Source organism: Sulfurimonas sp. (assembly GCF_018698455.1).
Lineage (GTDB): Bacteria > Campylobacterota > Campylobacteria > Campylobacterales > Sulfurimonadaceae > Sulfurimonas.
In genome coordinates, this window is record NZ_JABIOQ010000024.1 from 20,596 (window position 1) to 42,689 (window position 22,094).

The window sequence follows — 22,094 nt, forward strand, 5'->3', positions numbered from 1 at the left end:
ATTATTTCTCTTCTAGTGTCAGTGTTTTTATATTGTGATTTGTATAGATGCAGAGGTCTGCTGCTACAGTTAAGCTCTCTTTTACAAGTGTCTCTTCATCAAGGTTCGTATGTTTTTTTAAAGCACGAGCAGCTGAAATTGCATAATTACCACCACTACCAATAGATGCTATCTCGCCATCTTCAGGCTCAACTACATCGCCATTTCCTGTGAGAATAAAAATATGGTTGTTATTTAAAACTATCATCATCGCTTCTAAACGGCGTAGTACCTTGTCTTTTCTCCAAGCTTTGGAAAACTCAACTACTGATTTTAAAAGGTCACCTTTTTTATTTTCTAAAAATTCTTCAAACATATCAAAAAGGTTGAAAGCATCAGCGGTACTTCCTGCAAATCCAGCAAGGATTTGTCCATGATGAAGTGTACGAATCTTAGTGGCATTTGCTTTTAGAACAGAGTCCCCAAATGTAACCTGTCCATCACCGCCAATAACGGCTTTGTTCTTTCCTTTGTAGGCTAGTATAGTAGTTGCGTCAAACAAAAACTATTCTCCTTGAACATCTACATGTAATGTTGCATGGAGACCATGACCCAGTTTAAAATCTAGGTCATGTTCACCAACAGTTTTTATAGCAGACTTTTCATTGATGTGCTTTTTGTCAATTTCTATATTATGTTGTTCTAGTAAAGCTACAGCTATCTCTTCTTTTGTTACTGATCCAAAAAGATGGCCATTACTTCCTAACTTTTTAGTAATGATTATTTCTGCTTTATCAAGTTTTGCAGCTATGTCTTTGAGTAAGTTTACCTCTTTTTCAAGATTTTCTGCAACTATGAGTTCATCTTGTTTATGTTGTTCTAATATCTCAGGTGTTGCAGATCTTGCAAATCCTTTACCAATTAAAAAGTTTTTTCCATAACCATCTTTAACTTCTTTAACTTCACCTTTTTTACCAAGGCTTTTAACATCTTTTATTAATAGTACTTTCATTATTTTTCCTTCTCTCCACCGTATGCTACGATACCGTGTGTTAAGTTCCCGATATGCATATATTCCATATCTGTTAATATTTTTGCAACATGAGCTGAACGACTTCCAACATGACAGTAAAGAATTATATTGTCATCTTTTGAGTAGCCTTGTTCATCCCAAGTTTGAAAAAATGAAGAAGTTGGTACAAGCGCATCAGCACCTTGAATGTGTGCCATTTGCCATTCCATATGTTCACGCACATCAACAAGTTTAAAATCAACCATTTTTAATTCGCGTGCTTCAAGTAAAGAGATCATTTCATCACTATCTAATTCACTTTTGTTTACTAGCATTTTAGCTTCTTCTAATGTAAGACCGCGTGAGTGGGTATGAGTAGCTTCTTCCATGCCAAGCTCAATTCTTTTTGCAGCGGCAAATTCAGGTGTACAAAAGATTCCACAGTGACAAGCACCAAGCTCAGGTATTTCTTTTTCAATAGCGGGTGTACATGGACAAGTTCTATTATCTACAGATTGTGGTTTTCCATCTACTTCCTCAACCATGAAACATGGACAAAAAAGTTTATTGTACATTATCTTGTTACGAGCAAGACCCATCTGTACACCTTCATTGACATCTTCTTGTGGATTATATTCCCAACCAAATTGTGCAATAACTTTATCTGTAAACCTAACTGTTTTTTCCATTCTCTCTATAAACTCTGGAGAATTCATATCTATTTTAATCATTATTTATTTCCTCTTTTTTTACCAGCGATAATTCTTCGTAATGCATTGAGGCGAATAAAACCTTCTGCATCTTTTTGATTGTACACTTCATCTTCTTCAAATGTTGAATGTTCTTCAGAATATAAAGACATATCAGACTCACGTCCAACAACTTCAACATTTCCTTTATAAAGCTTTAATCTAACTGTACCTTGAACATACTTTTGAGTAGTATCTATTGCAGCTTGTAACATTTCACGCTCTGGAGAAAACCAAAAACCGTTATAAATAAGCTCTGCATATTTAGGAATCATACCGTCTTTCATATGTGCTTCTTCCCGGTCTAGACAGATAGATTCAATAGCACGGTGAGCTTTAAGCATAATTGTCCCACCTGGAGTTTCATAACAACCACGTGCTTTCATACCAACAAATCTATTTTCAACAATGTCAATACGTCCAATACCGTGTTTGTTACCATATTCATTTAAAGTTCTAAGCATAGTAGCAGGTGAAAGCTCTTTTCCATTTAAAGAAACTGGATCACCATTTTTGTATCCAATAGTAATGTACTCTTTTTCATCAGGAGCATTTTGGGGAGAATTTGACCATAACCACATAGACTCTTCAGGCTCATTCATTGGATTTTCTAAGTGAAGGCCTTCGTAAGAAATATGGAGAAGATTTGCATCCATAGAGTAAGGACTTACAGTTGGATTTCCTTCTGAATCAACATGCTTTTGATCGATGTTAATTCCGTGTTCTTTAGCATAAGACAAAAGTTTTTCTCTAGAGTTTAGATCCCATTCTCTCCATGGAGCGATTACTGTAATATCTGGATTAAGACCAAGATAGCCAAGTTCAAATCTAACTTGATCGTTTCCTTTTCCTGTCGCACCATGAGAGACTGCATCCGCACCCATTTTTTCAGCGATTTCAATCTGCTTTTTAGCAATAAGTGGACGAGCGATAGAAGTACCTAAAAGATATTCACCTTCATAGATGGCATTTGCTCTAAACATAGGGAAAACATAATCTTTTACAAACTCTTCTTGAATGTTTAAAATAAAAATATTTTCGGGTTTAATACCATTGTTAAGAGCTTTTTGACGAGCTGGCTCAACCTCTTCACCTTGACCAAGATCAGCTGTAAAAGTGATAACTTCTGCTTTGTATTCATCTTGTAACCATTTTAAAATAATGCTTGTATCAAGTCCGCCAGAATAGGCAAGGACTACTTTTTTAACTTCTTTTTTCATGTATAATCCCTATAAAATGTAAAATTATTAGGTGTATTTTACTATAAAAAGTATTAAGATTTGGTTAGTGAAGAAGGGTAGTGTCTATTTTAGAAATATTTTAAAGTCTTCAAGATAAGTTAAAGGTAAAATCTTGAGTAGATAAAAAGGGTAATAGGTAGACTACCCTTTTAAATCAAACAACATACCGGTAAGTTCTTGCATTTTTGGTAGAAAACCTTGTGCTTCTTCAGCTGGGAATCTTCTTATCATCTTACTTGTTTCTGATTCTATAACTGATACATAAAATATATCTTGAGTGTCAACTCCAAATCTTAAGTTTGTATTCATTGGAGCCATTGCTTTATTAAGGTCATCCACCAAATTTCGAACTTGTTCCTTTGAGTTAATCTTAGTATTTACTTTTGATGCATCTTGAATATCTTTAACAATATCTTCTTGCTTGACCGTTTCTAATTTGGGTATTACTTGCTGTATCTGTTGAGCTGCTCTTCCTTGAGACTCACTGGAACTTACTTGTGATTGTTGTTGTTTTGCAACATTTGCTATGCCATCCATGACGTACTCCTCTTTTAAGTATAAATATTAAAATACATATCGGCATCTAAAATTATAACTTTAATTAAATTTTGATTTTTTTTTGTACTGTGGCATTTATTATGATAATCTTGCACTAATGAAACAATATATAGAACTATTAAACTCACATACCCTTCTACGAAGATTATCTACTATACAGCTTATCTCTTACTTTGGAGCATGGTTTAGTAATGTCGCTATCTATACACTTCTTATTAATATGGAAGTCTCAGCAAGTATTGTTGGGTTTGTAGCAATGCTACATTTTTTAGCAGGGGTCGTTCAAGCACCATTTTCTGGTTCCATTATAGATAGTGTTTCTCCTAAAAGATTGATGTTAATATTAATAGGTGTTGAGATTATTGCTACAATATCTTTAGTATTTATCAACACCATTACTGATTTACCTTTTCTTTATATATTGATATTTTTTAAAATGGCTGCAGCCTCTTTTTATTTTACAACTGAAATGTCATTACTTCCAAAAGTACTCGATGGAGATAAACTTCAAAAAGCAAATGAACTTCATTCTATAATCTGGTCAATTTCTTATACTTTAGGTATGGCTATTAGCGGTTTTGTTGTTTATATTTTTGGGATTAAACTTGCATTTATGTTAGATGCTATGATATTTGTGATGGCGTTTAAGCTTTTGTGGAGTTTAGAGATAGATGTGAAAATGAACAAAGTAAAAGAAAAGTTTCTCTCTATGATGAAAGATACATTTACATATATACGAAGTACTCCCAAGGCTTTACATCTGATGCTAGTTCACTCTTTTGTAGGTTTGACTGCGTTTGATGCCCTTGTAGCACTGATGGTAGATACATACTATGTATCTGTAATTGCAACGTCTTTAGCTCTAGGCTTATTACATTCTTCTCGTGCGATTGGTTTAGTTATAGGACCTGTTATTTTAGGAAAATGGATAAATAATAAACGCCTTATTTATATATTTATACTGCAAGGTTTGAGTGTTTGGTTATGGGCATATATGATGGAGAACTTTTATCTTTCACTTTTAGCAAGTGTTGTTGTTGGGTTTTTTACTACGACACTATGGTCATATACTTATACACTTTTACAAAAAAATATTGAAGAAAAGTATTACGGCAGAATAGTTGCCTATAACGATATGCTCTTTTTAAGTTCAGCTGCGTTTACTTCCTACATGATAGGATTTTTAGCGACTCATGACTTTTCATTAGAGATGATAGCTGTCATTATGGGTGTGGCGTTTATGGTTGGTGGTATCTATTATGCTTGGGTACTAAAAAAAGAAAAAATTGAGGAAATATCAGTATGAATTTTGCAATAATTGGTGGAATACTTTTAAATATAGGAGCATACTTAACATATAAAGGAAAGGTTTATGAAGCTGTTATAGTTTATCTTTTCGCAGATATATGTTGGATGATTATGGCTTACGAACGCGGTGATATGTTAGGGAGCATATTTATTGTCGTTGGAACTTTCCTAGGCTTTTTAGCTTTTTTAAAGATGAGGAAAGGTGCTATGCGTAAGAGTTTAAATCATGAAAAATAAAATATATAAATCTGTAGAAGGTGATTTAGACCTATTTCGCATTACTAGACTTTATCCTGCTGTTGTAGTAGACATGCAAGGGGAAGTTGCCGAAATGTCTTTAGAGTGGGAAGAACTCTATGGTGACAAAGTGAAAATTGTACATTATGTTTTAGTTTTTGACTTTACACCACTCAATGAAGATGTAAAAGAGAGGACTACTTTGATTTTTACAAGTAAAGAGGCTCTCATAAAAGAAATACAAGAGGTAGCAAAATATCTAGATTAATCTCAAAGGATACGAAGCATGTATTTGCTTTAGCTATTCCTGCAGCACTCAAACATCTCGTTGATATTCTCCAAGTTCTTATTGATATGCTTATGGTTGGTGTTATTAGTACTGCGGCTCTAGCAGGTGTTGGTCTGAGTATGCAGTTTATGATGGTGATAAATGTTTTAATGACTCTTTATGTGGTAGGAGGAAATGCTCTTATCTCACGTTTTATCGGTCAAGGTCGAAAACACCGTGCATCTTCTCTTCTTTTTTCATTGACTCTCTTCTCTATAGCTTTGTCTTTTTTTGTTGGCATTGGAGGATATTTTGGAAGTGAGGCTATTTACATTCTAATGGGTGCATCAGATACAGTAGTAGATGAAGGCTCAAAATATTTTAAAATCATCTCTTTAGGAATAGTTGTAATCTTCATAGATACTTTACTATATAATGCACTCTCTGCGGCGGGAGATACCAAAAGTTCACTCTACATAAAACTTCTCTCTGCATGTTTAAATGCTTTTTTAAACTATGTACTTATCTTTGGACATTTTGGTTTTGATGCTTATGGTATTGAGGGTGCTGCAATCGCTACTATCATCGCTTATACCTTTAATGCTGTTGCATACTACATCCTTATAACAAAGATGAATTCAAAACTAGACTTTATCCCGCTTATCCGAATAAAAGATTTGATTCGCGCTTGGCATGTAGGCTGGAGTGCAGCTTTAGATAGAGGAACCTCAAGTATGAGTTTTTTAGTTTTTGTCTCAATAATTACGGCTTATGGAACAGCAGAACTTGCAGGCTACCAAGTTGGACTAAGAGTGGAGGGCATCGCGTTTATGCCTGGTTTTGGCTTTGCCATCGCTGCAATGGCTTTAGTCGGACAGAGTATCGGTGCAAAAGAGTATGATAAAGCTTATAACATGGGAATTATTAGTGGAAGAATTGCTTATGTGTTTATGGGAAGTGTAGGAGTTGTACTTATACTTTTTCCTGAATTTTTAGTTTCTTTTTTTACAAAAGACACTTTAACAATCGCTGTGGCTTCTAAGTATCTAATTTTAGTGGGTTTAGCACAGATTCCTTTAGCCATTATGTTTGTTTACTCTTCTGCTCTTCGTGGTGCTGGTGCTACTAAAATAACACTAAAAATTAATCTTTTTTCTTTATGGGTTTTTAGAGTGCTTCCATCATATATAGCTTACTCTCTTGGTTATGGGATTATCGCTATTTTTATTATTATGAATATAGAAACACTTATAAAGGGAGTCATCTACTGGTATGTTTACCAGAAGAAAACTTGGGTGTATACTAAGGTTTAGAGTGGTTGCTTACTGTACTTGGTATAGTGTTTCCACTTGCTTGTAGGTCTAGAGCTTGTGGATATTTTTTATAGTGTTCTCTAATTACAGATGCTAGTTTTAACTTAGTATCTACATCTATCTCACCTTTTTCATTGATACTATTTGCGAGGTCATTTACTAGTTCATTTTGTGGTGATTCAACTTTGTCACTCCAAGATGCTAAAAGTTCTCTGTCAACATGAGTTGGCAGTGAACCCATGATGCCAACATCGTTTTGAGAATGAACAAGAAGTCCTGATGTTGTTCCTCTGTCAAGTGTTAAAACTTGAAATAGGTAGAGCGTATGGTAGTCAAGTTGTTCTTTTTTATCTTTACTAGAAATACCAGGTCTTGTTTTAAACGCAGCATTGATAATATCTACATATGTATCTATAATGCCCTCGCCAAATTCTTTTGCAAGTTTAAAGTCTGCTGCTTTATTTTCTGTTGCATAGTTCTCTAGGTAAAAGTGAGAAACACCTCTTGTGCGTTTTAAAGCAGGAATGTTAAAGTACTTATCACCTTGGAGACTACCTTCATCGTAAAGAGAAGCACTCAAAGATTTTAAAGAGTTACTGAAAGTATCAGTATCTTGGCTTTTTGCAATACTTGGGTTAAGATCAGCCATAATTCTCCAGTAAGATGAAGAGTCCCTAAGTTCTGTAAGGCTTATATGTATATGAATAGATGGAACATTAGGATTTTTTGGATGGATGATGGTAGAAATAGCTGTTGCACTTTTGAGGCTTTTCTCTGGATTTTCATCATAGTGAACTTGAGATACATTTATACTTGCCGCATTAAAAAGTGAAGTGTCTCTAGATTCATAACGGCTACCTCCACCATGGAGACCATTGTCTCTTAACCAAGTGACTTCTTTAAACTTTTTACCTTCACCTAGTTTACTACTAACTATATCAAGTTTGTCAGCAAATCTTTTTTGTAGAGTTCTTACAAGTGTATACGTCTCTTGAGCTTGGGTTGATAATGCCATAATCATTTTTTCCTACCTAGTATTTATATTATTTTAGATATTAAGTAAACATTGTATCAAACTTATACTAATAATAAATTAATATTATATTAAGATTGTAAATGTATTATTCCATTATAAATTTAACTTATGGAATTCATTATGAAAAAGAATATACTAATAATTGTCTTAGCTTTAAGCCTTGTTTTACCAGCGCAAGTTAATGCTGGTTTTTTTAGAACAGTAGTAAAGAGTGCAACAGCAGTCTCTTTAGAAATGCTAAAACTTATGAGTAAAATGTCTGATGATATAGGTATTATGGCTGATGATATAGGTATTATGGCTGACCGAATTTTAACTATGGCAGATAAAATTGTTCACACAGAGCAGTTAATGGCAGATTTAATACTTGATGTAGCAGAGTTAAATACAAAAATTGTAGATAAAGATATAAGTATTACAAATACAACACTTTTACTCTCTTCAACCAACCAAACAAATACCACATTTCATGTGGCTCCTACTTTAGTTGTTAATGCAGAAGCTTCAGAGTACATAATCTATGTATCTTCAAATATCACAATGAATACTAACACAATTTCAATAATCGTGCATAATTTAAATGAGTTACAAAATAATTGGGCAGAGTTAAGTACAATTTCTCAAAATAATAAAATTTATATTTCAGTTAAAAGTATAGAAAATAACATAATTTCATCTGTATCTAATACTGTGGGATTTGATATATACTAAGAACTTTAATCTTTTTTGTGTAATAATTTTTCTGAGTATACGAAGCACTTTTTAGGTGATAAAAAAGCTTTAGCTAAAAGTGACCTTTCTCGAGCTGTTAGTAATACTAAAAAAAAGTGCAAATTTAAATACACTTGCATGTGTGCATTTAGGACAAAGAACTCCAAGAGTACTATTTTTATATAACAGGTTCTTTGAAAAAAGATGAGTGTTCTCTTGAAGATTTATTTGAGCAGGAGAATGTAAAATCCCAACTACTATGTCCTTCTCTTATAAAAAATAAGTTATCAAAAAGTGATATAAAAAAGTTGATAAAAATATCTTCATTTCATGGTTATAAGTCAGCTGTACTTTAAATCAATAAAACAATTAAAGTGCTAAATAACTAAATCAACAGCACTTTTAATAGCATTTATATAACTTAATGTTTTTGCATTCCCTTTATAGGCTATGTCAAACGCAGTACCATGATCTACTGATGTTCTAACGATAGGAAGATTAAGTGAGATGTTTACACTTTCATCAAAGTACAGAGCTTTAAGAGGTGCTAAACCTTGGTCATGATACATGGCTATAAAGTATTTGAAATCTTTACGAAAGTGAGGAGTAAATGCGACATCTGGAACGATGGGACCAAAAAACTGTTCTATACCTATTTTTTTATTTGCACTTTTTATAGCTTTGTATATTCGAAGTTCTTCATTTCCTAAAACACCATTATCACCAGCATGAGGATTAAGTCCAAGAACAGCTACTTTATCATTTCCAATTGCATTATGAAAGTCTATAAAAAACTGTTTTAATTTTTTGTATTCTATCATTGAAGGCACAGTCTTTAGTGGAACATGCTCTGTAAAAAGGGCAACAAACATTTCATCACATCCAAGCATCATTATGGCCTCTTTATCAAAATACTGACGTAAAAGATCTGTATGACCTTTATATTCTAGTCCTGCCTTCATCCAAGCTTCTTTATGTATCGGCATTGTGACAACTGCGTTTGCTTCTTCTTTCTCACACATTTGTATTGCACAAATAAAGGAGTCATAAGAGTAGTTACCACTACTAACATCAACAACACCCGCTTGTATGTCAAATGAACCTTCCACTTCTTTGAGGCTAAAATCTTGAGGAATTTTTATTGATAAAAGAGTAGAAGCTTGAGAAAGTAGCTCTTTATTTATACAGTATATGGGACTACATAGTTTAGATACATTTTCATGGGCTTTAAGGGCAATTTCTATGCCGACACCATTAAGGTCACCGACACTAATGGCTATCGTTGGTTTAGTCATTTCTTGTTGTGAGTCTTTTCATCTCTTTAACTGCATCACTAAGACCTGAAAAAACACTTCGAGCTATGATACTCTGACCGATATTAAGTTCTACAATCTCTTCTATTTTCATCATCTCATGTACATTATGATAATTTAGTCCATGTCCCGCTGCAACTTCTAGCCCTAGTTTATTTGCATGAATAGCAGAGTTTTTTATATCTTGTACTGCTTGTTCGAGCCTATCACTAAGTTCATATCGAGGAAGCTGTAACTCTTTAATAGTGTAGTTTGAGTGAGGAAGTGATGAGTTGAGCATAGCAAAAAGATTGGAGAAAAGACCAGTGTGAAGTTCTACCATTTCAGCACCTAACTCTTTACTCTTTTCCATAGCCTCTATAGTAGGGTCTACAAAGAGAGAAACAGGTATAAGAGCATCATGAAGTTGCTCAATTGCATAAAGAGTTGCGTCTGCATGGTTTATCACGTCAAGGCCACCTTCTGTAGTGACTTCTTCGCGTTTCTCAGGTACAAGTGTTGCACGATGTGGTTGTATGGCACTCACAATATCTAAGATGTCACGATTGATTGAACACTCTAGATTTACAGGAACCTTACTAAACGCTATGATAGACTTTACATCTATATCTTGAATATGGCGTCGATCTTCGCGTAGATGAATCGTTATCTGATTTGCTCCACTCTCACAAGCTACATAGAGTGCTTGAAGAATATCTGGGTCATTTACTTGTCTTGCCTCACGTAGAACTGCTACATGGTCTATGTTTACACCTAACTTCATTTAGTAAGCCTTCTTAATTTCATTATAAAATGTATTGTATTCATTTTCAAGGTTTTCATGACTTATAGAGTTCCCAATGTGAACTTCTACTGTAAATGTTTCTTTGTAAGGAGCATTTTCAAACACTGCTTCCATTTTTCCATTTATATATACAGGAGCAACCGTGAGTTTATTCGCTTTTGCAATCTTTGCTGCACCACTTTGAAATGAATGAATACCATCACCCTTAAAACGTTCCCCTTCTGGAAACATATAAAGGTTCATTGTATCTACCTTTTTAAAAGTTTTTTTAATATTTTTAAAAAAACTTAAAAGTCCTTTCTTATTTTCTAAGTCAACACTAATGCAACCACTATACTCAAAAAACTTACCATATATTAGAGAATCAAGTAGCTCTTGTTTTGCTATCCAAGAACCACTTTTATTGTTTTTTGAAAAGACATTTTCCATGATGATAATGTCAAGAAGAGAACGATGGTTTATAGCATAGAGTACACGGTTGTGTGAGGGGAGAGAACCTATGATTTTAAGCTCAATATTAAGAAATTGCAACACTTGTTTAGAATAATTTTGCCGATCTATTGAAAGTTGAGTGTATGCTGGTTTGAGACTTATAAAGGGATGGAAAAATGTTTTTTTGAAGATGGCTATATATTTGAAACCTAGTTGGATCATAAATATAAACTTACCTAATGTTTTAAGCATAAACTACCTTTTAAATATAAAAGATAGATTATAGCAAAAAATGTTAAATAGGATTACTTTACTTTTCCACTTCTGTATCCAGGGTGTTGGTAGTCTGGTTTTTCACAACCTGCTAGTGTACTCATTATACCAAGAGCGATGATTATTGTAAATATAACTGCTTTCATTTCGTATCTCCTTTTAATTTTTTTTGAGACTCATCTCTGTTTCCATGATTTTTATCTCATCATTTGCATGTATTCGTATCTTTTCATCAGCTTTGAGCTTTTTGAGACTAATTTTATCAGAGTATTTCATATGTGTCAAGATATGCTTAATACAATTTATACGAGCTTTTTTCTTGTTATCTGAACGAATAATAGTCCATGGAGAATGTTCTGTATGTGAAGCTAAAAGCATAGAATACTTAGCGATTGTGTACTTATCCCATAAACCTTGTGACTTTACATCTACTGGTGATAGTTTGTATTGCTTAAGTGGATCTGTACGGCGTTTGTCAAATCGTTTTTTCTGCTCATCTTTAGATACTGAGAAGTAAAATTTAAATATTTTAATATCAGAATTTATTAGCATTTTTTCAAATTCTGGAACTTCATGTAAGAACTCTTTGTGCTCTTCTTGTGTACAAAAATCCATTACAGGCTCAACACCACCACGGTTATACCAACTTCTATCAAAAAGAACTATCTCTCCAGCTGATGGTAGGAAGTGAGTATATCTTTGAAAGTACCACTGAGTTGTTTCGGTATCACTAGGTTTGTCAAGTGCCACTACTCTCGCACCACGAGGATTAAGGTGCTCTGTGATACGCTTGATCGTACTACCTTTTCCAGCGGCATCACGACCTTCAAAAATCATAAGTACTTTTTGACCAGTTTCTTTTACATGGTTTTGCATCTTAAGCAGTTCAATCTGAAGTGATTTTAATTCAATTTCATACTGTATAACTTCATCTTTAACCCAAACAGCAACTCTTTTTTTAGCATCTTTTTTAGAGTGCTTATCTGCTTCACATTTGTTTGCATCTTTAGCTTTTCTTCTATCATCATGAATAATATCTTTTAAAACTGTCTTATCATGTAGCTCGGCATCTAGCATTTTTCTTTTTGATCCCATATAAACTCCTATATCTATACTAAATTATAAATCAATAATTATTAAAAAGAGTTTGTTAGCAGGTTATTTAATGATTCTGTCACCTTTTAGATATCGTAAAACTTGAGTAAGCATATAAGGTGCATAAATTGGTTTTCGACCGAGTTCATAAGAATTATACTCCATAGTTTTATAAGCAAAATGAGTATACTTTTCATCTTCAAGAGTAGTTCCAAGAGAGAGTAAAACATCTACAATTATGCTAATAGAACTGATGTATGTATTGTCAGAAGTTTCAGCTTGAGTGATAAACTCTCCTACACTAAAGTTCCATAGACCTTTTTCATAAAAGAGTTCAAGTGCCTTGTTTGCAAGACGATGTGCGTTTATAAGATAAACTTCATTAGCTGTATGGTTAAATGCACTCATGAGAGCTTGTGCTAAGTAAGCATAGTCTTCTAAAAAAGCTTCTACTTTTGGTTTTTTATGTATGAGTGTTGTGTGGTATAAAACGCCATCTAGAAACATAGTTTTTAAAAGAGAATCAAGATTTTTAACAGCTCTATCTTTATAACTTACATCTATAGAACCGAGTTTGAATAGAGAGTTAATCATCATACTTGACCATGAAGTCTGTACTTTTTTATCTATGAAAGGGTAGAGTCGGGTACTTCGTATGGTACTAAGTGAAACTTTGACATCTGAAAACCACTCAGGAATACCATCTTTAAATCTTATGATATTTTTACCTTCAAAGTTGCCAAGGTGTGTAACTGACATCTCTTCACACATGGACTCTATATCTTCATAACCTGCATTTACTAAACAGGAATAAACTTCTTCATAAGTGTATACAAAGTAAGTTCCCTCCGTCCCTTCACTGTCTGCATCACTTGCGGAGTAAAAAAGATCATCTTCACTCATAAAGTTATGCCAAAAATCTGCACATTCTTTTGCTGTTTGGAGGTAGCTATTATCATCATATGATAAATATGCATCTGTATAAACACCTGTTAGAAGCGCATTGTCATAAAGCATTTTTTCAAAATGGGGCACTTTCCATTCGTTATCTGTAGAGTAACGACAAAACCCACCATCTATAAGGTCATACATTCCACCTCTTTTCATGGCGTTTAAAGTATCAGTAGCCATAGACTTCGCACTTTTGTCATCATAGAGTTTATCTATGGTGAGGAGTGTGTTGAGTGTTGAGGCTTGTGGAAATTTTGGTTTTAATGAAAAACCTCCATTTGTAGTGTCAAAGTTATTTTTTGCTTGAAGCATAAAGTTTTTTATAAATGATTCTTTTAATATAGTCGCTTGTGTTGGATGTTCTACCTTGTTTATAAAACCTTCAATCTCAGCAGCATTTTTAAAAACATCTTCATCTTTTTCACGGACTTTATTCGCTATGAGAGTAGAAAGGTCTTTAAAGCCCATCCCTTCCATATCTTGAGATGTAGACTCTAGAGGAATAAATGTTCCCGCAACAAATGGTTTGTTCTCTGGTGTACAGAAAATAGATGTTGGCCAACCACCTGCACGACGGTTTAAAAGTCGATAAACTTCTTGATAATACTTGTCGATGTCGGGTCTCTCTTCACGGTCAACTTTAATACAAATAAAGTCTTTATTTAAAATATCAGCACACTCTTGATTTTGGAATACTTGTTCTTCCATAATATGACACAAGTGACAAGAAGAGTAACCTATACTTATAAATATAGCTTTATTTTCTTTTTTAGCTTTCTCAAACACCTCGTCGCACCAAGGAAACCAGTCTACTGGATTTTCTTTGTGTTGTTGGAGGTAAGGGGAATCTTCTTTTTCTAGTCTATTTGACATAATTATTCTCTGTATTTTATTTTATAAATTTATTATTTGTAGGGTAGGGGAATTTTGCTAATGAAGTACTTAAATATATTTTAATAGATTGAATCTTTAGGAAAGAGATAGATAAATCATGAGCTTGTTTTGACTTGTTATGTGAGTTATGGCTGCATATAGGTTCTCAAGAATTTAGTCTAAAATTTTGAATGCTTTTTTGGAGAGAGAATGAAAAGTTGTCAATTTTCCTCCGTACACATTAAGAATTTTATTTTGACCTATTCTGTGCAAGTCGAGTTTGTATTCTCTCGACATTTTAGATAGATTTTTCTTACTTTTGATTATTGGTCTTGTTCCTATATATACCTCTTGGATATCGTCATTAGTCAATACAATATTAAGATATGCATTACTTTGATTGAGGAGATATTCAATATCTTCGTTATTTATGACTATATCGTCCACTTGCATGTCTTCGCTTCGTTCGGTTGTTCCTATAATGGTGGCATCTTTATCCGGGATGATGAAAAATATACGTTTAGTTGAAGTTTCTAAAATAAGTGGTTGGGGCACTAGTGCTCTGTTTATAATAAGATGAATTCCGCTTAGCTTCTCGATTGTATATGAAGATGGAAGGTTAAATGTAGTGTTGACTTCGTCTATCCATGCACCAGCCGAATTTATAAGTATATTAGTTTGAACAACATCATTGTTAATTTGCAATGTTATGAGTGTTTTACTTACATCAATCCTTGTTATTTGAGTGTATTCTAAGATTTCTGTGCCAGCATTTCGTGCTTCTTCAGCTATAGTATGAGTGAGTAAGTTATCATCTGTTTTCGCATCAAAATATTTATATATTTTTCTTAAGTTCTTTTTTTTAATCGCTTCGAATTGTTTTAAAAACTCTATTTTACTTACCTCTGTAGGTTTTTCTTTATGATACGCGAGCAGTCCATACAACCATAAACCAAGACCTATAACCCAAAATGGACGCTTAGAACCTTTGTAAATTGGCAGATAAAATGGACACTGTTTTACTAGGCCAGGATATGTTTTTAAAAGATATTTTTGATCTAGTAATGCTTCTTTTACTAATGAAAATTCAAAATTTTCCAAGTATCTCAAACCGCCGTGAATAAGCCTTGAAGAATTAGAAGAAGCACCAGCAGCAATGTGAGACTTTTCTACTATGAGAACTTTTTTTCCAGATAAAGCAAGCGCTCTTGCTATTGCAACACCATTGATCCCAGCTCCAATAATAACTGTATCATATTTTTTGTCCATTAGGTATAATAACATAAAAAGATGATTTATGATAAGTATTGCACATAGAGGCTTGAGTGAACTATATCCAGAAAATACACTATTGGCCTTTAAAAAAGCCATTGAGGCTGGCACAGATGGAATAGAAACAGACCTAAGACTAAGCCTAGACGAGGAGGTTATCCTTTTTCACGACGACGACTTTGTTAGATTTACCGGGTCTGATGAAAAACCTGAAAATCTTTCATTGGAAGAATTGAAAAAAATCGATGTTGGTTTGGGAGAATCAATTCCAACTTTAGAGGAAATACTTCAACTTTTAAACAAACGAATTATACTTGTGTTGGAAATAAAATATGTTCCATCTACATATAAAAAATTATGTGAAATCATAGAGAAAAAGATACGGGATAAACTGGATTTTGTGGAAGTTTCTTGTTTTGAAGATAGAGTATTGGAATATATACATTTTTTAAATCATAATATAAAGCTTCATAAACTAATAGATAGAGCATCGGTTCTCTGTGATGAAGAGTTTGACAAACACTACCCGTATGTCAGTTACTTCGATATAGAAATTGCACTGAGAAACATTGCACTTAAACGAGGAATTATGCAAAGCCATAAGGTTATATTTTGGACTGTTGATAAAGAGGATTTGAGTAAAGAAAAACAAGCAGGATTGTATGGAATTATGAAAAATTAAGGGGTCTGAAATATTTATAAAACTTCGATATATGTTGATATTACACGATTTATACCCGATTTTTTGCTTTATAAAGTCTTTAGTCTGCTTCTTTTATAATACTTATACTTTTAGAAAGAGAGATGTTGTCTTCTATGATGGGTATGTTTTTTATGTCGGAGCAATACTCATCTTTTATGTTAATTTTATTATAAAAATACTACATCAGTAAACAAGAAAATAGCAAAGCCAAATAAAATGAAGGCAGAGATGGTATTTAAATACTTAGATGCTCTTTGCGAAATTTTTTGTTTAGATCGATGTACTAAATAGGGCATAATTGTTATCCATAGGGTGATTGCACTTATCAATCCCAAAATAGTAAATCCCATATTTAAATCCCGACTCGATCCATATCCTGTAATACTAAACCAAAAAGCAATGGTCATTGGATTAAAAAGTGTTAAAATAAATCCTTGTGAGTATATCTTGAAAAGGTTCTTTATTTGTACTCTTATTGTTTGTACTTTTAAGATTTTTTCTTTGCTCTTATAAATAATATATGCAAGATATAGTAAAAATAAACTTCCAAATATTCCTATGATATTGAGAATAGCAGGATTATGAATCAAGCCTGTCGTTCCTGCTAAAATTAAAAATAAATAAAGTATATCTGCACTCATAGCTCCAAGACCAAGGGCTACACCGGCTTTATAACTTTTTAAAGCATTATTCACTATTAATATATTTATAGGTCCTAATGGGAGGGCAGCACCAAACCCTAACAAGAAACCTTCAACAAATGATTGTAGCACTTAATTCTCCTTCAATCATCTCTAATATTATATGATAAGTACTTGAAGTAAAATAAATACATAATGCTTTACTCTTAAGTAGAATGATTGAATGGAATAATAATCCAAGCATCATCTTTATAAACAACTTCATCCCCAAGTGTTACACTATGAACATCTACAAAAACATCTAAATGGTATTTACCATCTCTACGTTTAAATCCAGGTTTACCATACATTCCGTGCTTGGTACCTAAAGAGACATGAACACCACACATTCTCTCATAAGAGCCTATGTCATCAACCGTTTTAGTTTTGCTATATGCACGGTTAAGTCCAAACCCAAGTTCACGTACCCAAACAACCCCTTCATCTTTTCGTATATTAAAAAGGACTTGGTCAAACTCTGGAGTTGAATTTTCACATGCCACTACTTGTCCTTGTATTATTATGAGTGTGATAGGATTTTTTGGCTTATTGATTCTATAATTTTTATCAGCAAATATAAAAATCCGAAGACGTCCATTGAGAGCTTTTAAGTCCTTACTTTCTGTGAATACTTCTCCTATAGGAAACTGACCACCTATATTTGGCATGTTAGAGTAGTCCCCAATATTAAGTTTCGTAGATTCAAAGGGTGCGTCATAGACTAAAAACTCTCCACCGCTGTCAATAATTGCAGATGGGGAACTGTCTATTTTTGCTTTTAATGCATGGCCAATACCTCTATAATATTCAGAATCATACTCAAGAGAATTTATATAGTGAATAGCATCTTCGTCTGAGATACGACTAACATGAGGGTGCTCAATGACTTTTATTTTTCGTTTAAACAACTCTACACGTATGCGAAACGCATCTAGACGAAAACTTGTAGATTGGACTAAGGCTACGAGGTCATATGCTTCAAGTGAATCTAATATTTTTAAGATTTCCGCAGCAGGGCACTCATCAAAGTCTATAAAGATGGCATTTGGAAGGCAATGTTTATATGCCTCACTTAACACACTAGATAGCAAAGAGTTGTTGTCATATACTACTACAGCAGTCTCTTTGTCTGTGTAATTAAACACAAGGTCTATGATTGTGCGGAGGTTGTGTGTAGCAGTAGAAGTCAATGTTCCTTGATTCATTACTTCATGGCACCTACAGCCTTCACTGCAGCAGGAAGGAGGGCTTCACTGAGTGCAGGATGGATGTATAACATCTCTTTTAAATGTCGTATGTCATTATCTATATGCATTATACTTAAAACTTGATGCATCATTGTTGCACTCTGCGGACCTATAAGATGGCATCCGAGTATCTCATAAGTCTTTGGATTTATTAGGAATTTTGTTCTAGGGTATTTAAGACGCATAGACTGAGCTTTAGCACTCGCATTCCAGCCTTTAGTAATGCCAACATATTCAATCCCCTTAGCCTTAGCATCTTGTTCAGTTAAACCGACACTAGCTATTTCTGGATGTGTAAATACTGCATGAGGCATATACTTAAATTTTAATATCTCTTTTTTTCCTGTAAGTAAAGCTTTTTGGACATGATTAACTTCTGCAGCTGCCGCATGTTGTAACATATGCTCTCCAGATGCATCACCGACAACATAAATACCAGGAACTGCTGTCTCAAAATGCTCATCTCTCACGATGAATTCTCTTTCATTAGTCTGAATATCTGTATTTTCTAAGTTTAATGTATCGGTGTTTGCCATCCTTCCCGTTGCATAAAGAAGTGCTTCGCTAGCATGTGATGTTACTGTTCCGGATTTATTTTCAAGAGTAAGATAAAAAGTATTGTCCTTATGCTCTATTTGTTTAATACTAGTATCAAACACGACATCAACATGTTGAGTAAACTCTTTTTTAAAAATTGCAGATATATCTTCATCTTCATTTTTCAAAAGACTTTGTGAACGTACTAGTAACTTTGTCTCTATACCTACAGCATCAAAAAAGTTAGCTAATTCACATGCAATAAATCCAGAACCTACAATAGTAATAGATTTTGGAATTTCACCCAGAAGTGGAAATATATCATCGCTAGTCCAAGCTTTTTCATGCGGGGCATTTATGGGACGAGTACCGGTTGCTATAACTATTTTAGGAGCTGTAATTTGTTCTCCATTGACTTGGACTACATAGTTAGAGACAAAAGAAGCAGTACCAGTATATGTATCAACATTTTCATTAAATCTACTTCTATATGCAGGATCTATCGTTTGGATATAGCTGTTAGTATCTTCAAATATTTTTTTAACATCTATAGAATTAATGGTTGCATCTATAAAATGTCTAGAAGAATCTTTAACGCCGCGAGCCACTTGGGCATATCCAATAAGAAGCTTAGAAGGAACACACCCACGGTTTGGACAAGTCCCTCCGAATTTTGACTTTTCGATGATAGCTACTTTTTTACCGGCTTTGCCTGCATTTCGGGCGAGATTACTCCCTCGTCCTGCTCCAATTACTATAATGTCATATGTTTTCATGGTGTTCCTTCTTGGTTCATTCAATTATTTTATTATATACTAAATTTATAAAAGATTTAGTTGTAGTATACTTTCAGAAAAAGAGAGATAATGAAGTTAAAGTACTTAAAGCATTATCCAATCAGTGTGCAAGAGCAAGTTGTAAAACTTATAAAAGCTGATAAGTTAAAGTCACACCTTTTAAAAAAATATCCCAATGCACATAATTATAAAAATGATAAAACACTTTTTAGCTATACGATGGATATCAAAAATGAGTATCTCAAAAAATCTCCTCCACTCAGTAAAACTCACTATGATGGAAAGATTAATGTGATACATAATGCACTTGGAACTCATCACTTTATATCTCGGGTTCAAGGTTCAAAACTCAAAGCAAAAAACGAGATAAAAATAGCTTCAATGTTTAAAAGTGTTCCAAAAGAGTTTTTAGAGATGATAGTGGTGCATGAACTAGCCCATTTTAAAGAGAAAGAACATAACAAGGCATTTTATAAATTGTGTGAATATATGATGGGCTCTTATCATCAAGTAGAGTTTGACTTAAGACTTTACTTGACACATATGGATAGAGAATCAAAATTTGAAGAGTGGGGTAAAGCAAATAATGGATAATTTAATAGAAAGACTTTGTAAAAAAACATTACTAAAAAAAGAATATATAAATAACATTTTAAAACTTCTAGAAGATGGTTCTACCATACCATTTATCGCTAGATATAGAAAAGAGATGACAGGCGGTGCGGATGATGAGGTGTTACGTGAGTTTGAGACGATATATATCAGTTCTAAAAAACTGCTTGATAGAAAGGTTGAAGTCTCTCGTCTTATAGCAGAGAGAGCAGTTTTATCTGAAATAATCAAAAAAAGCATTGAAGAAGCGGATACTTTGAGGATTTTAGAAGATATTTATAGACCTTTTAAAGAGAAGAAATCTTCTCGTGCCACTATTGCAGTTGCCAATGGTCTCACAGCTTTGGCAAATACTTTGCAAAGTGCAAGACTTACAACTACTGAATTTCAAAGTGAGGCAAAGAAGTTTATAAAAAGGGATGTGAGTTCCATAGAAGAAGCTATAAAAGGTGCTCAAGATATTTTAGCCGAACGCTATTCTGATCAGCCTAGAGAAAGAGAAGCCATTCGTACTTCTATGCAGCGCTATGGAAATTTAGAAACAAAGAAAACGAAAACTTTTAATGAAAATGGAGTTTTTAAAAACTTGGCTTCAAAGTCAGAAAAAGTTGCTTACATTCCCTCACACAGATACTTAGCAATTATGAGAGCTGTTAAAGAAAAAGAGTTGTCAGTTAAAATAAGCATTGATGTTGAGAGAATTGAAGAAAATATAAAACAGTATAAAATTCCTCGTAATGCTTCTAGTTCAAAAGAGTACCTTTTTGCTGCATATAAAGATGGGCTTAAAAGACTTCTACTTCCATCAATAGAAAGAGAAGTTCAAGGAGAGTTGAAAGAGAAGGCCGATTCGGCAGCAATTGGTGTATTTGGGAAAAATCTTGGTCAACTTCTAATGAATGTACCAGTTGCCAATATGGTTTTACTAGGTGTTGACCCTGCATTTGTAAGTGGATGTAAGTTGGCAGTTATAGATGAAAATGGAAACTATTTGGAATCAGCAGTAATTTATCCGACGGAACCTAGAAAAGATTATGAAAACTCTAAAGACAAGGTCTTACAACTTGCAAAAAAATATGCTATTAGGGGTGTGGCGATTGGAAATGGAACTGGTTCACGTGAAGCACAAGAATTTTTTGCTCGTCTAAACAGTGAAGAAAATGCTAATCTTAGTTACACAGTTGTCTCAGAAGCAGGTGCCTCCGTTTACTCAGCTTCACAACTAGGACAAGACGAATATCCTAATTTAGATGTAACAATCCGTGGAGCAATATCTATAGCACAAAGACTTCGTGATCCAATGGCGGCACTTGTGAAAATAGATCCTAAATCACTTGGAATAGGGCAGTATCAACATGACGTCGATCAAAAGCTTTTACATAAAAGACTAGATGATGTAACTTCGGACTTGGTAAATCGTGTGGGGGTTGATCTAAACTCTGCTTCAGGGTCTTTGCTTTCTCATGTAGCAGGTATTGGGATTAAAATTGCAAAAAACATTATAGATTTTCGAGATGAAAATGGAAACTTTACAAGTAAGAACCAACTTCTAAAAGTGAAAGGTTTAGGGAAAAAAGTATATGAACAGGCTGCCGGATTTATTAGAATAAAACATGGAATAAGTCCCTTTGACAATACTGGAATTCACCCTGAAAGTTATGAGATTGCTAAAAAACTCCATACACTTGACTTGGTCACATTGGATTTTAATCTCAAAGCTAAAGAGTTTGGAGTTGGAGAAGAAACACTCCGTGACATTGTTAAAGAGCTTCGTAAGCCTGGGTTTGACCCTAGAGAAGATTTGCCTGGTGTACCATTTAAAGAAGGTATAACTGATATTAAAATGCTTAAAGAAGGGAGTTTTGTTTCAGGAGTTGTGAGAAATATTGCAGATTTTGGAGCATTTGTCGATATTGGACTAAAGAATGATGGGATGATACATATATCAAAGATGAGTCAAAAAAGAATAGCACATCCTTTAGAGGTGTTATCAATAAATCAATACTTACCCATGATAGAAGTAGTCTCTATAGATAATGCCAATGGAAAAGTTGGACTTAGTCTAATAATAGAATAAATTTGTTACATAAATATATAGTATTAATGCAAGAGT

At 33.7% G+C, this 22,094-nt stretch carries 24 protein-coding genes; 9 read left to right on the forward strand and 15 right to left on the reverse strand.

The annotated features are described in order from the left end of the window. Position 1 precedes the first annotated feature (1 nt). The 5 genes from hslV to HOG88_RS03645 all read right to left on the reverse strand — a co-directional run bounded on the left by hslV (position 2) and on the right by HOG88_RS03645 (position 3,518). A complete protein-coding gene (gene hslV, locus HOG88_RS03625; protein WP_295003298.1) occupies positions 2–541 on the reverse strand; it encodes an ATP-dependent protease subunit HslV in 540 nt (179 codons plus the stop codon). Positions 542–544: 3 nt separating this feature from the next. Next, entirely contained in the window at positions 545–991 is a 447-nt protein-coding gene (gene rplI / locus HOG88_RS03630; RefSeq protein ID WP_295003301.1) for a 50S ribosomal protein L9, read from the reverse strand. After that, a complete protein-coding gene (locus HOG88_RS03635; RefSeq protein ID WP_295003303.1) occupies positions 991–1,722 on the reverse strand; it encodes a ferredoxin-thioredoxin reductase catalytic domain-containing protein in 732 nt (243 codons plus the stop codon). The genes rplI and HOG88_RS03635 overlap by 1 nt, the downstream gene beginning before the upstream one ends. After that, entirely contained in the window at positions 1,722–2,960 is a 1,239-nt protein-coding gene (locus HOG88_RS03640; RefSeq protein WP_295003306.1) for an argininosuccinate synthase, read from the reverse strand. Before HOG88_RS03640 ends, HOG88_RS03635 begins: the two co-directional genes overlap by 1 nt. Positions 2,961–3,122: 162 nt before the next feature. Then, on the reverse strand, positions 3,123–3,518 hold the full coding sequence (locus HOG88_RS03645; protein ID WP_295003308.1) for a flagellar protein FlaG: 396 nt from the start codon (positions 3,516–3,518) through the stop codon (positions 3,123–3,125). A 118-nt stretch (positions 3,519–3,636) separates the two neighbouring features. Here HOG88_RS03645 and HOG88_RS03650 point away from each other — a divergent pair, with 118 nt between their 5' ends. The 4 genes from HOG88_RS03650 to HOG88_RS03665 are packed head-to-tail and all read left to right on the forward strand — an operon-like array spanning position 3,637 to position 6,665. Beyond that, positions 3,637–4,845 (forward strand): MFS transporter, encoded by a 1,209-nt coding sequence (locus HOG88_RS03650; protein WP_295003311.1) that lies wholly within the window; start codon positions 3,637–3,639, stop codon positions 4,843–4,845. Next, on the forward strand, positions 4,842–5,084 hold the full coding sequence (locus HOG88_RS03655) for a hypothetical protein (protein WP_295003313.1): 243 nt from the start codon (positions 4,842–4,844) through the stop codon (positions 5,082–5,084). Before HOG88_RS03650 ends, HOG88_RS03655 begins: the two co-directional genes overlap by 4 nt. After that, complete coding sequence (locus HOG88_RS03660) at positions 5,074–5,352, forward strand: hypothetical protein (protein WP_295003315.1); 279 nt, start codon at positions 5,074–5,076, stop codon at positions 5,350–5,352. The genes HOG88_RS03655 and HOG88_RS03660 overlap by 11 nt, the downstream gene beginning before the upstream one ends. 35 nt (positions 5,353–5,387) lie before the next feature. Beyond that, entirely contained in the window at positions 5,388–6,665 is a 1,278-nt protein-coding gene (locus HOG88_RS03665; RefSeq protein WP_295003420.1) for an MATE family efflux transporter, read from the forward strand. On the opposite strand, the gene HOG88_RS03670 is transcribed toward HOG88_RS03665, so the two are convergent. Beyond that, positions 6,655–7,680, reverse strand: a complete 1,026-nt coding sequence (locus HOG88_RS03670) for a coproporphyrinogen III oxidase (RefSeq protein WP_295003317.1) — start codon at positions 7,678–7,680, stop codon at positions 6,655–6,657. The two genes, HOG88_RS03665 and HOG88_RS03670, sit on opposite strands and share 11 nt — an antisense overlap. A gap of 141 nt (positions 7,681–7,821) precedes the next feature. On the opposite strand from HOG88_RS03670, the gene HOG88_RS03675 reads away from it, so the two are divergent. After that, entirely contained in the window at positions 7,822–8,412 is a 591-nt protein-coding gene (locus tag HOG88_RS03675) for a hypothetical protein (protein WP_295003319.1), read from the forward strand. 194 nt (positions 8,413–8,606) lie between these two features. Then, positions 8,607–8,768 carry a hypothetical protein gene (locus HOG88_RS03680; protein ID WP_295003321.1) on the forward strand — a complete coding sequence of 54 codons (162 nt, stop codon included), beginning with the start codon at positions 8,607–8,609 and terminating at the stop codon, positions 8,766–8,768. 21 nt (positions 8,769–8,789) lie between these two features. Here the strand turns inward: HOG88_RS03680 and pdxA are convergent, their stop codons facing one another. The 6 genes from pdxA to HOG88_RS03710 form a co-directional block, all read right to left on the reverse strand. Next, positions 8,790–9,707: a 4-hydroxythreonine-4-phosphate dehydrogenase gene (gene pdxA / locus HOG88_RS03685; protein ID WP_295003324.1), complete on the reverse strand. Its 918-nt coding sequence runs from the start codon at positions 9,705–9,707 to the stop codon at positions 8,790–8,792. Continuing rightward, positions 9,700–10,488 (reverse strand): pyridoxine 5'-phosphate synthase, encoded by a 789-nt coding sequence (locus HOG88_RS03690; RefSeq protein WP_295003326.1) that lies wholly within the window; start codon positions 10,486–10,488, stop codon positions 9,700–9,702. Before HOG88_RS03690 ends, pdxA begins: the two co-directional genes overlap by 8 nt. Then, positions 10,489–11,193, reverse strand: a complete 705-nt coding sequence (locus HOG88_RS03695; RefSeq protein WP_295003328.1) for a lysophospholipid acyltransferase family protein — start codon at positions 11,191–11,193, stop codon at positions 10,489–10,491. It abuts the gene before it with no gap. A 180-nt stretch (positions 11,194–11,373) separates the two neighbouring features. After that, positions 11,374–12,309 (reverse strand): polyphosphate kinase 2, encoded by a 936-nt coding sequence (gene ppk2 / locus HOG88_RS03700; protein WP_295003330.1) that lies wholly within the window; start codon positions 12,307–12,309, stop codon positions 11,374–11,376. Positions 12,310–12,372: 63 nt separating this feature from the next. Next, positions 12,373–14,133, reverse strand: coding sequence for a thioredoxin domain-containing protein (locus HOG88_RS03705; protein ID WP_295003332.1), 1,761 nt, complete (start codon positions 14,131–14,133; stop codon positions 12,373–12,375). A 174-nt stretch (positions 14,134–14,307) separates the two neighbouring features. Further along, positions 14,308–15,417 (reverse strand): FAD-dependent oxidoreductase, encoded by a 1,110-nt coding sequence (locus tag HOG88_RS03710; RefSeq protein ID WP_295003334.1) that lies wholly within the window; start codon positions 15,415–15,417, stop codon positions 14,308–14,310. A 13-nt stretch (positions 15,418–15,430) separates the two neighbouring features. Here HOG88_RS03710 and HOG88_RS03715 point away from each other — a divergent pair, with 13 nt between their 5' ends. Continuing rightward, positions 15,431–16,087 carry a glycerophosphodiester phosphodiesterase family protein gene (locus HOG88_RS03715; RefSeq protein ID WP_295003335.1) on the forward strand — a complete coding sequence of 219 codons (657 nt, stop codon included), beginning with the start codon at positions 15,431–15,433 and terminating at the stop codon, positions 16,085–16,087. A gap of 188 nt (positions 16,088–16,275) precedes the next feature. Here HOG88_RS03715 and HOG88_RS03720 read toward each other — a convergent pair whose 3' ends face one another. From HOG88_RS03720 to HOG88_RS03730, 3 genes are all read right to left on the reverse strand, one after another. Then, a complete protein-coding gene (locus HOG88_RS03720; protein ID WP_295003337.1) occupies positions 16,276–16,881 on the reverse strand; it encodes a LysE family translocator in 606 nt (201 codons plus the stop codon). A gap of 74 nt (positions 16,882–16,955) precedes the next feature. Next, positions 16,956–17,993, reverse strand: coding sequence for a hypothetical protein (locus HOG88_RS03725; RefSeq protein ID WP_295003339.1), 1,038 nt, complete (start codon positions 17,991–17,993; stop codon positions 16,956–16,958). Further along, positions 17,993–19,348, reverse strand: coding sequence for an FAD-dependent oxidoreductase (locus HOG88_RS03730; RefSeq protein ID WP_295003341.1), 1,356 nt, complete (start codon positions 19,346–19,348; stop codon positions 17,993–17,995). The genes HOG88_RS03725 and HOG88_RS03730 overlap by 1 nt, the downstream gene beginning before the upstream one ends. 90 nt (positions 19,349–19,438) lie before the next feature. Here HOG88_RS03730 and HOG88_RS03735 point away from each other — a divergent pair, with 90 nt between their 5' ends. Next, positions 19,439–19,963 carry a YgjP-like metallopeptidase domain-containing protein gene (locus tag HOG88_RS03735; RefSeq protein ID WP_295003342.1) on the forward strand — a complete coding sequence of 175 codons (525 nt, stop codon included), beginning with the start codon at positions 19,439–19,441 and terminating at the stop codon, positions 19,961–19,963. Next, positions 19,956–22,058: a Tex-like N-terminal domain-containing protein gene (locus tag HOG88_RS03740; protein ID WP_295003344.1), complete on the forward strand. Its 2,103-nt coding sequence runs from the start codon at positions 19,956–19,958 to the stop codon at positions 22,056–22,058. The genes HOG88_RS03735 and HOG88_RS03740 overlap by 8 nt, the downstream gene beginning before the upstream one ends. The last annotated feature ends 36 nt before the right edge of the window (positions 22,059–22,094 follow it).

What these genes read in the sequence shown, in the direction of transcription:
- rplI (WP_295003301.1), bottom strand. Translation starts at nt 991, where the DNA reads ATGAAAGTACTATTAATAAAAGATGTTAAAAGCCTTGGTAAAAAAGGT.
- HOG88_RS03635 (WP_295003303.1), bottom strand. Translation starts at nt 1,722, where the DNA reads ATGATTAAAATAGATATGAATTCTCCAGAGTTTATAGAGAGAATGGAA.
- HOG88_RS03640 (WP_295003306.1), bottom strand. Translation starts at nt 2,960, where the DNA reads ATGAAAAAAGAAGTTAAAAAAGTAGTCCTTGCCTATTCTGGCGGACTT.
- HOG88_RS03645 (WP_295003308.1), bottom strand. Translation starts at nt 3,518, where the DNA reads ATGGATGGCATAGCAAATGTTGCAAAACAACAACAATCACAAGTAAGT.
- HOG88_RS03650 (WP_295003311.1), top strand. Translation starts at nt 3,637, where the DNA reads ATGAAACAATATATAGAACTATTAAACTCACATACCCTTCTACGAAGA.
- HOG88_RS03655 (WP_295003313.1), top strand. Translation starts at nt 4,842, where the DNA reads ATGAATTTTGCAATAATTGGTGGAATACTTTTAAATATAGGAGCATAC.
- HOG88_RS03660 (WP_295003315.1), top strand. Translation starts at nt 5,074, where the DNA reads ATGAAAAATAAAATATATAAATCTGTAGAAGGTGATTTAGACCTATTT.
- HOG88_RS03670 (WP_295003317.1), bottom strand. Translation starts at nt 7,680, where the DNA reads ATGGCATTATCAACCCAAGCTCAAGAGACGTATACACTTGTAAGAACT.
- HOG88_RS03675 (WP_295003319.1), top strand. Translation starts at nt 7,822, where the DNA reads ATGAAAAAGAATATACTAATAATTGTCTTAGCTTTAAGCCTTGTTTTA.
- pdxA (WP_295003324.1), bottom strand. Translation starts at nt 9,707, where the DNA reads ATGACTAAACCAACGATAGCCATTAGTGTCGGTGACCTTAATGGTGTC.
- HOG88_RS03690 (WP_295003326.1), bottom strand. Translation starts at nt 10,488, where the DNA reads ATGAAGTTAGGTGTAAACATAGACCATGTAGCAGTTCTACGTGAGGCA.
- HOG88_RS03695 (WP_295003328.1), bottom strand. Translation starts at nt 11,193, where the DNA reads ATGCTTAAAACATTAGGTAAGTTTATATTTATGATCCAACTAGGTTTC.
- ppk2 (WP_295003330.1), bottom strand. Translation starts at nt 12,309, where the DNA reads ATGGGATCAAAAAGAAAAATGCTAGATGCCGAGCTACATGATAAGACA.
- HOG88_RS03705 (WP_295003332.1), bottom strand. Translation starts at nt 14,133, where the DNA reads ATGTCAAATAGACTAGAAAAAGAAGATTCCCCTTACCTCCAACAACAC.
- HOG88_RS03710 (WP_295003334.1), bottom strand. Translation starts at nt 15,417, where the DNA reads ATGTTATTATACCTAATGGACAAAAAATATGATACAGTTATTATTGGA.
- HOG88_RS03715 (WP_295003335.1), top strand. Translation starts at nt 15,431, where the DNA reads ATGATAAGTATTGCACATAGAGGCTTGAGTGAACTATATCCAGAAAAT.
- HOG88_RS03725 (WP_295003339.1), bottom strand. Translation starts at nt 17,993, where the DNA reads ATGAATCAAGGAACATTGACTTCTACTGCTACACACAACCTCCGCACA.
- HOG88_RS03730 (WP_295003341.1), bottom strand. Translation starts at nt 19,348, where the DNA reads ATGAAAACATATGACATTATAGTAATTGGAGCAGGACGAGGGAGTAAT.
- HOG88_RS03735 (WP_295003342.1), top strand. Translation starts at nt 19,439, where the DNA reads ATGAAGTTAAAGTACTTAAAGCATTATCCAATCAGTGTGCAAGAGCAA.
- HOG88_RS03740 (WP_295003344.1), top strand. Translation starts at nt 19,956, where the DNA reads ATGGATAATTTAATAGAAAGACTTTGTAAAAAAACATTACTAAAAAAA.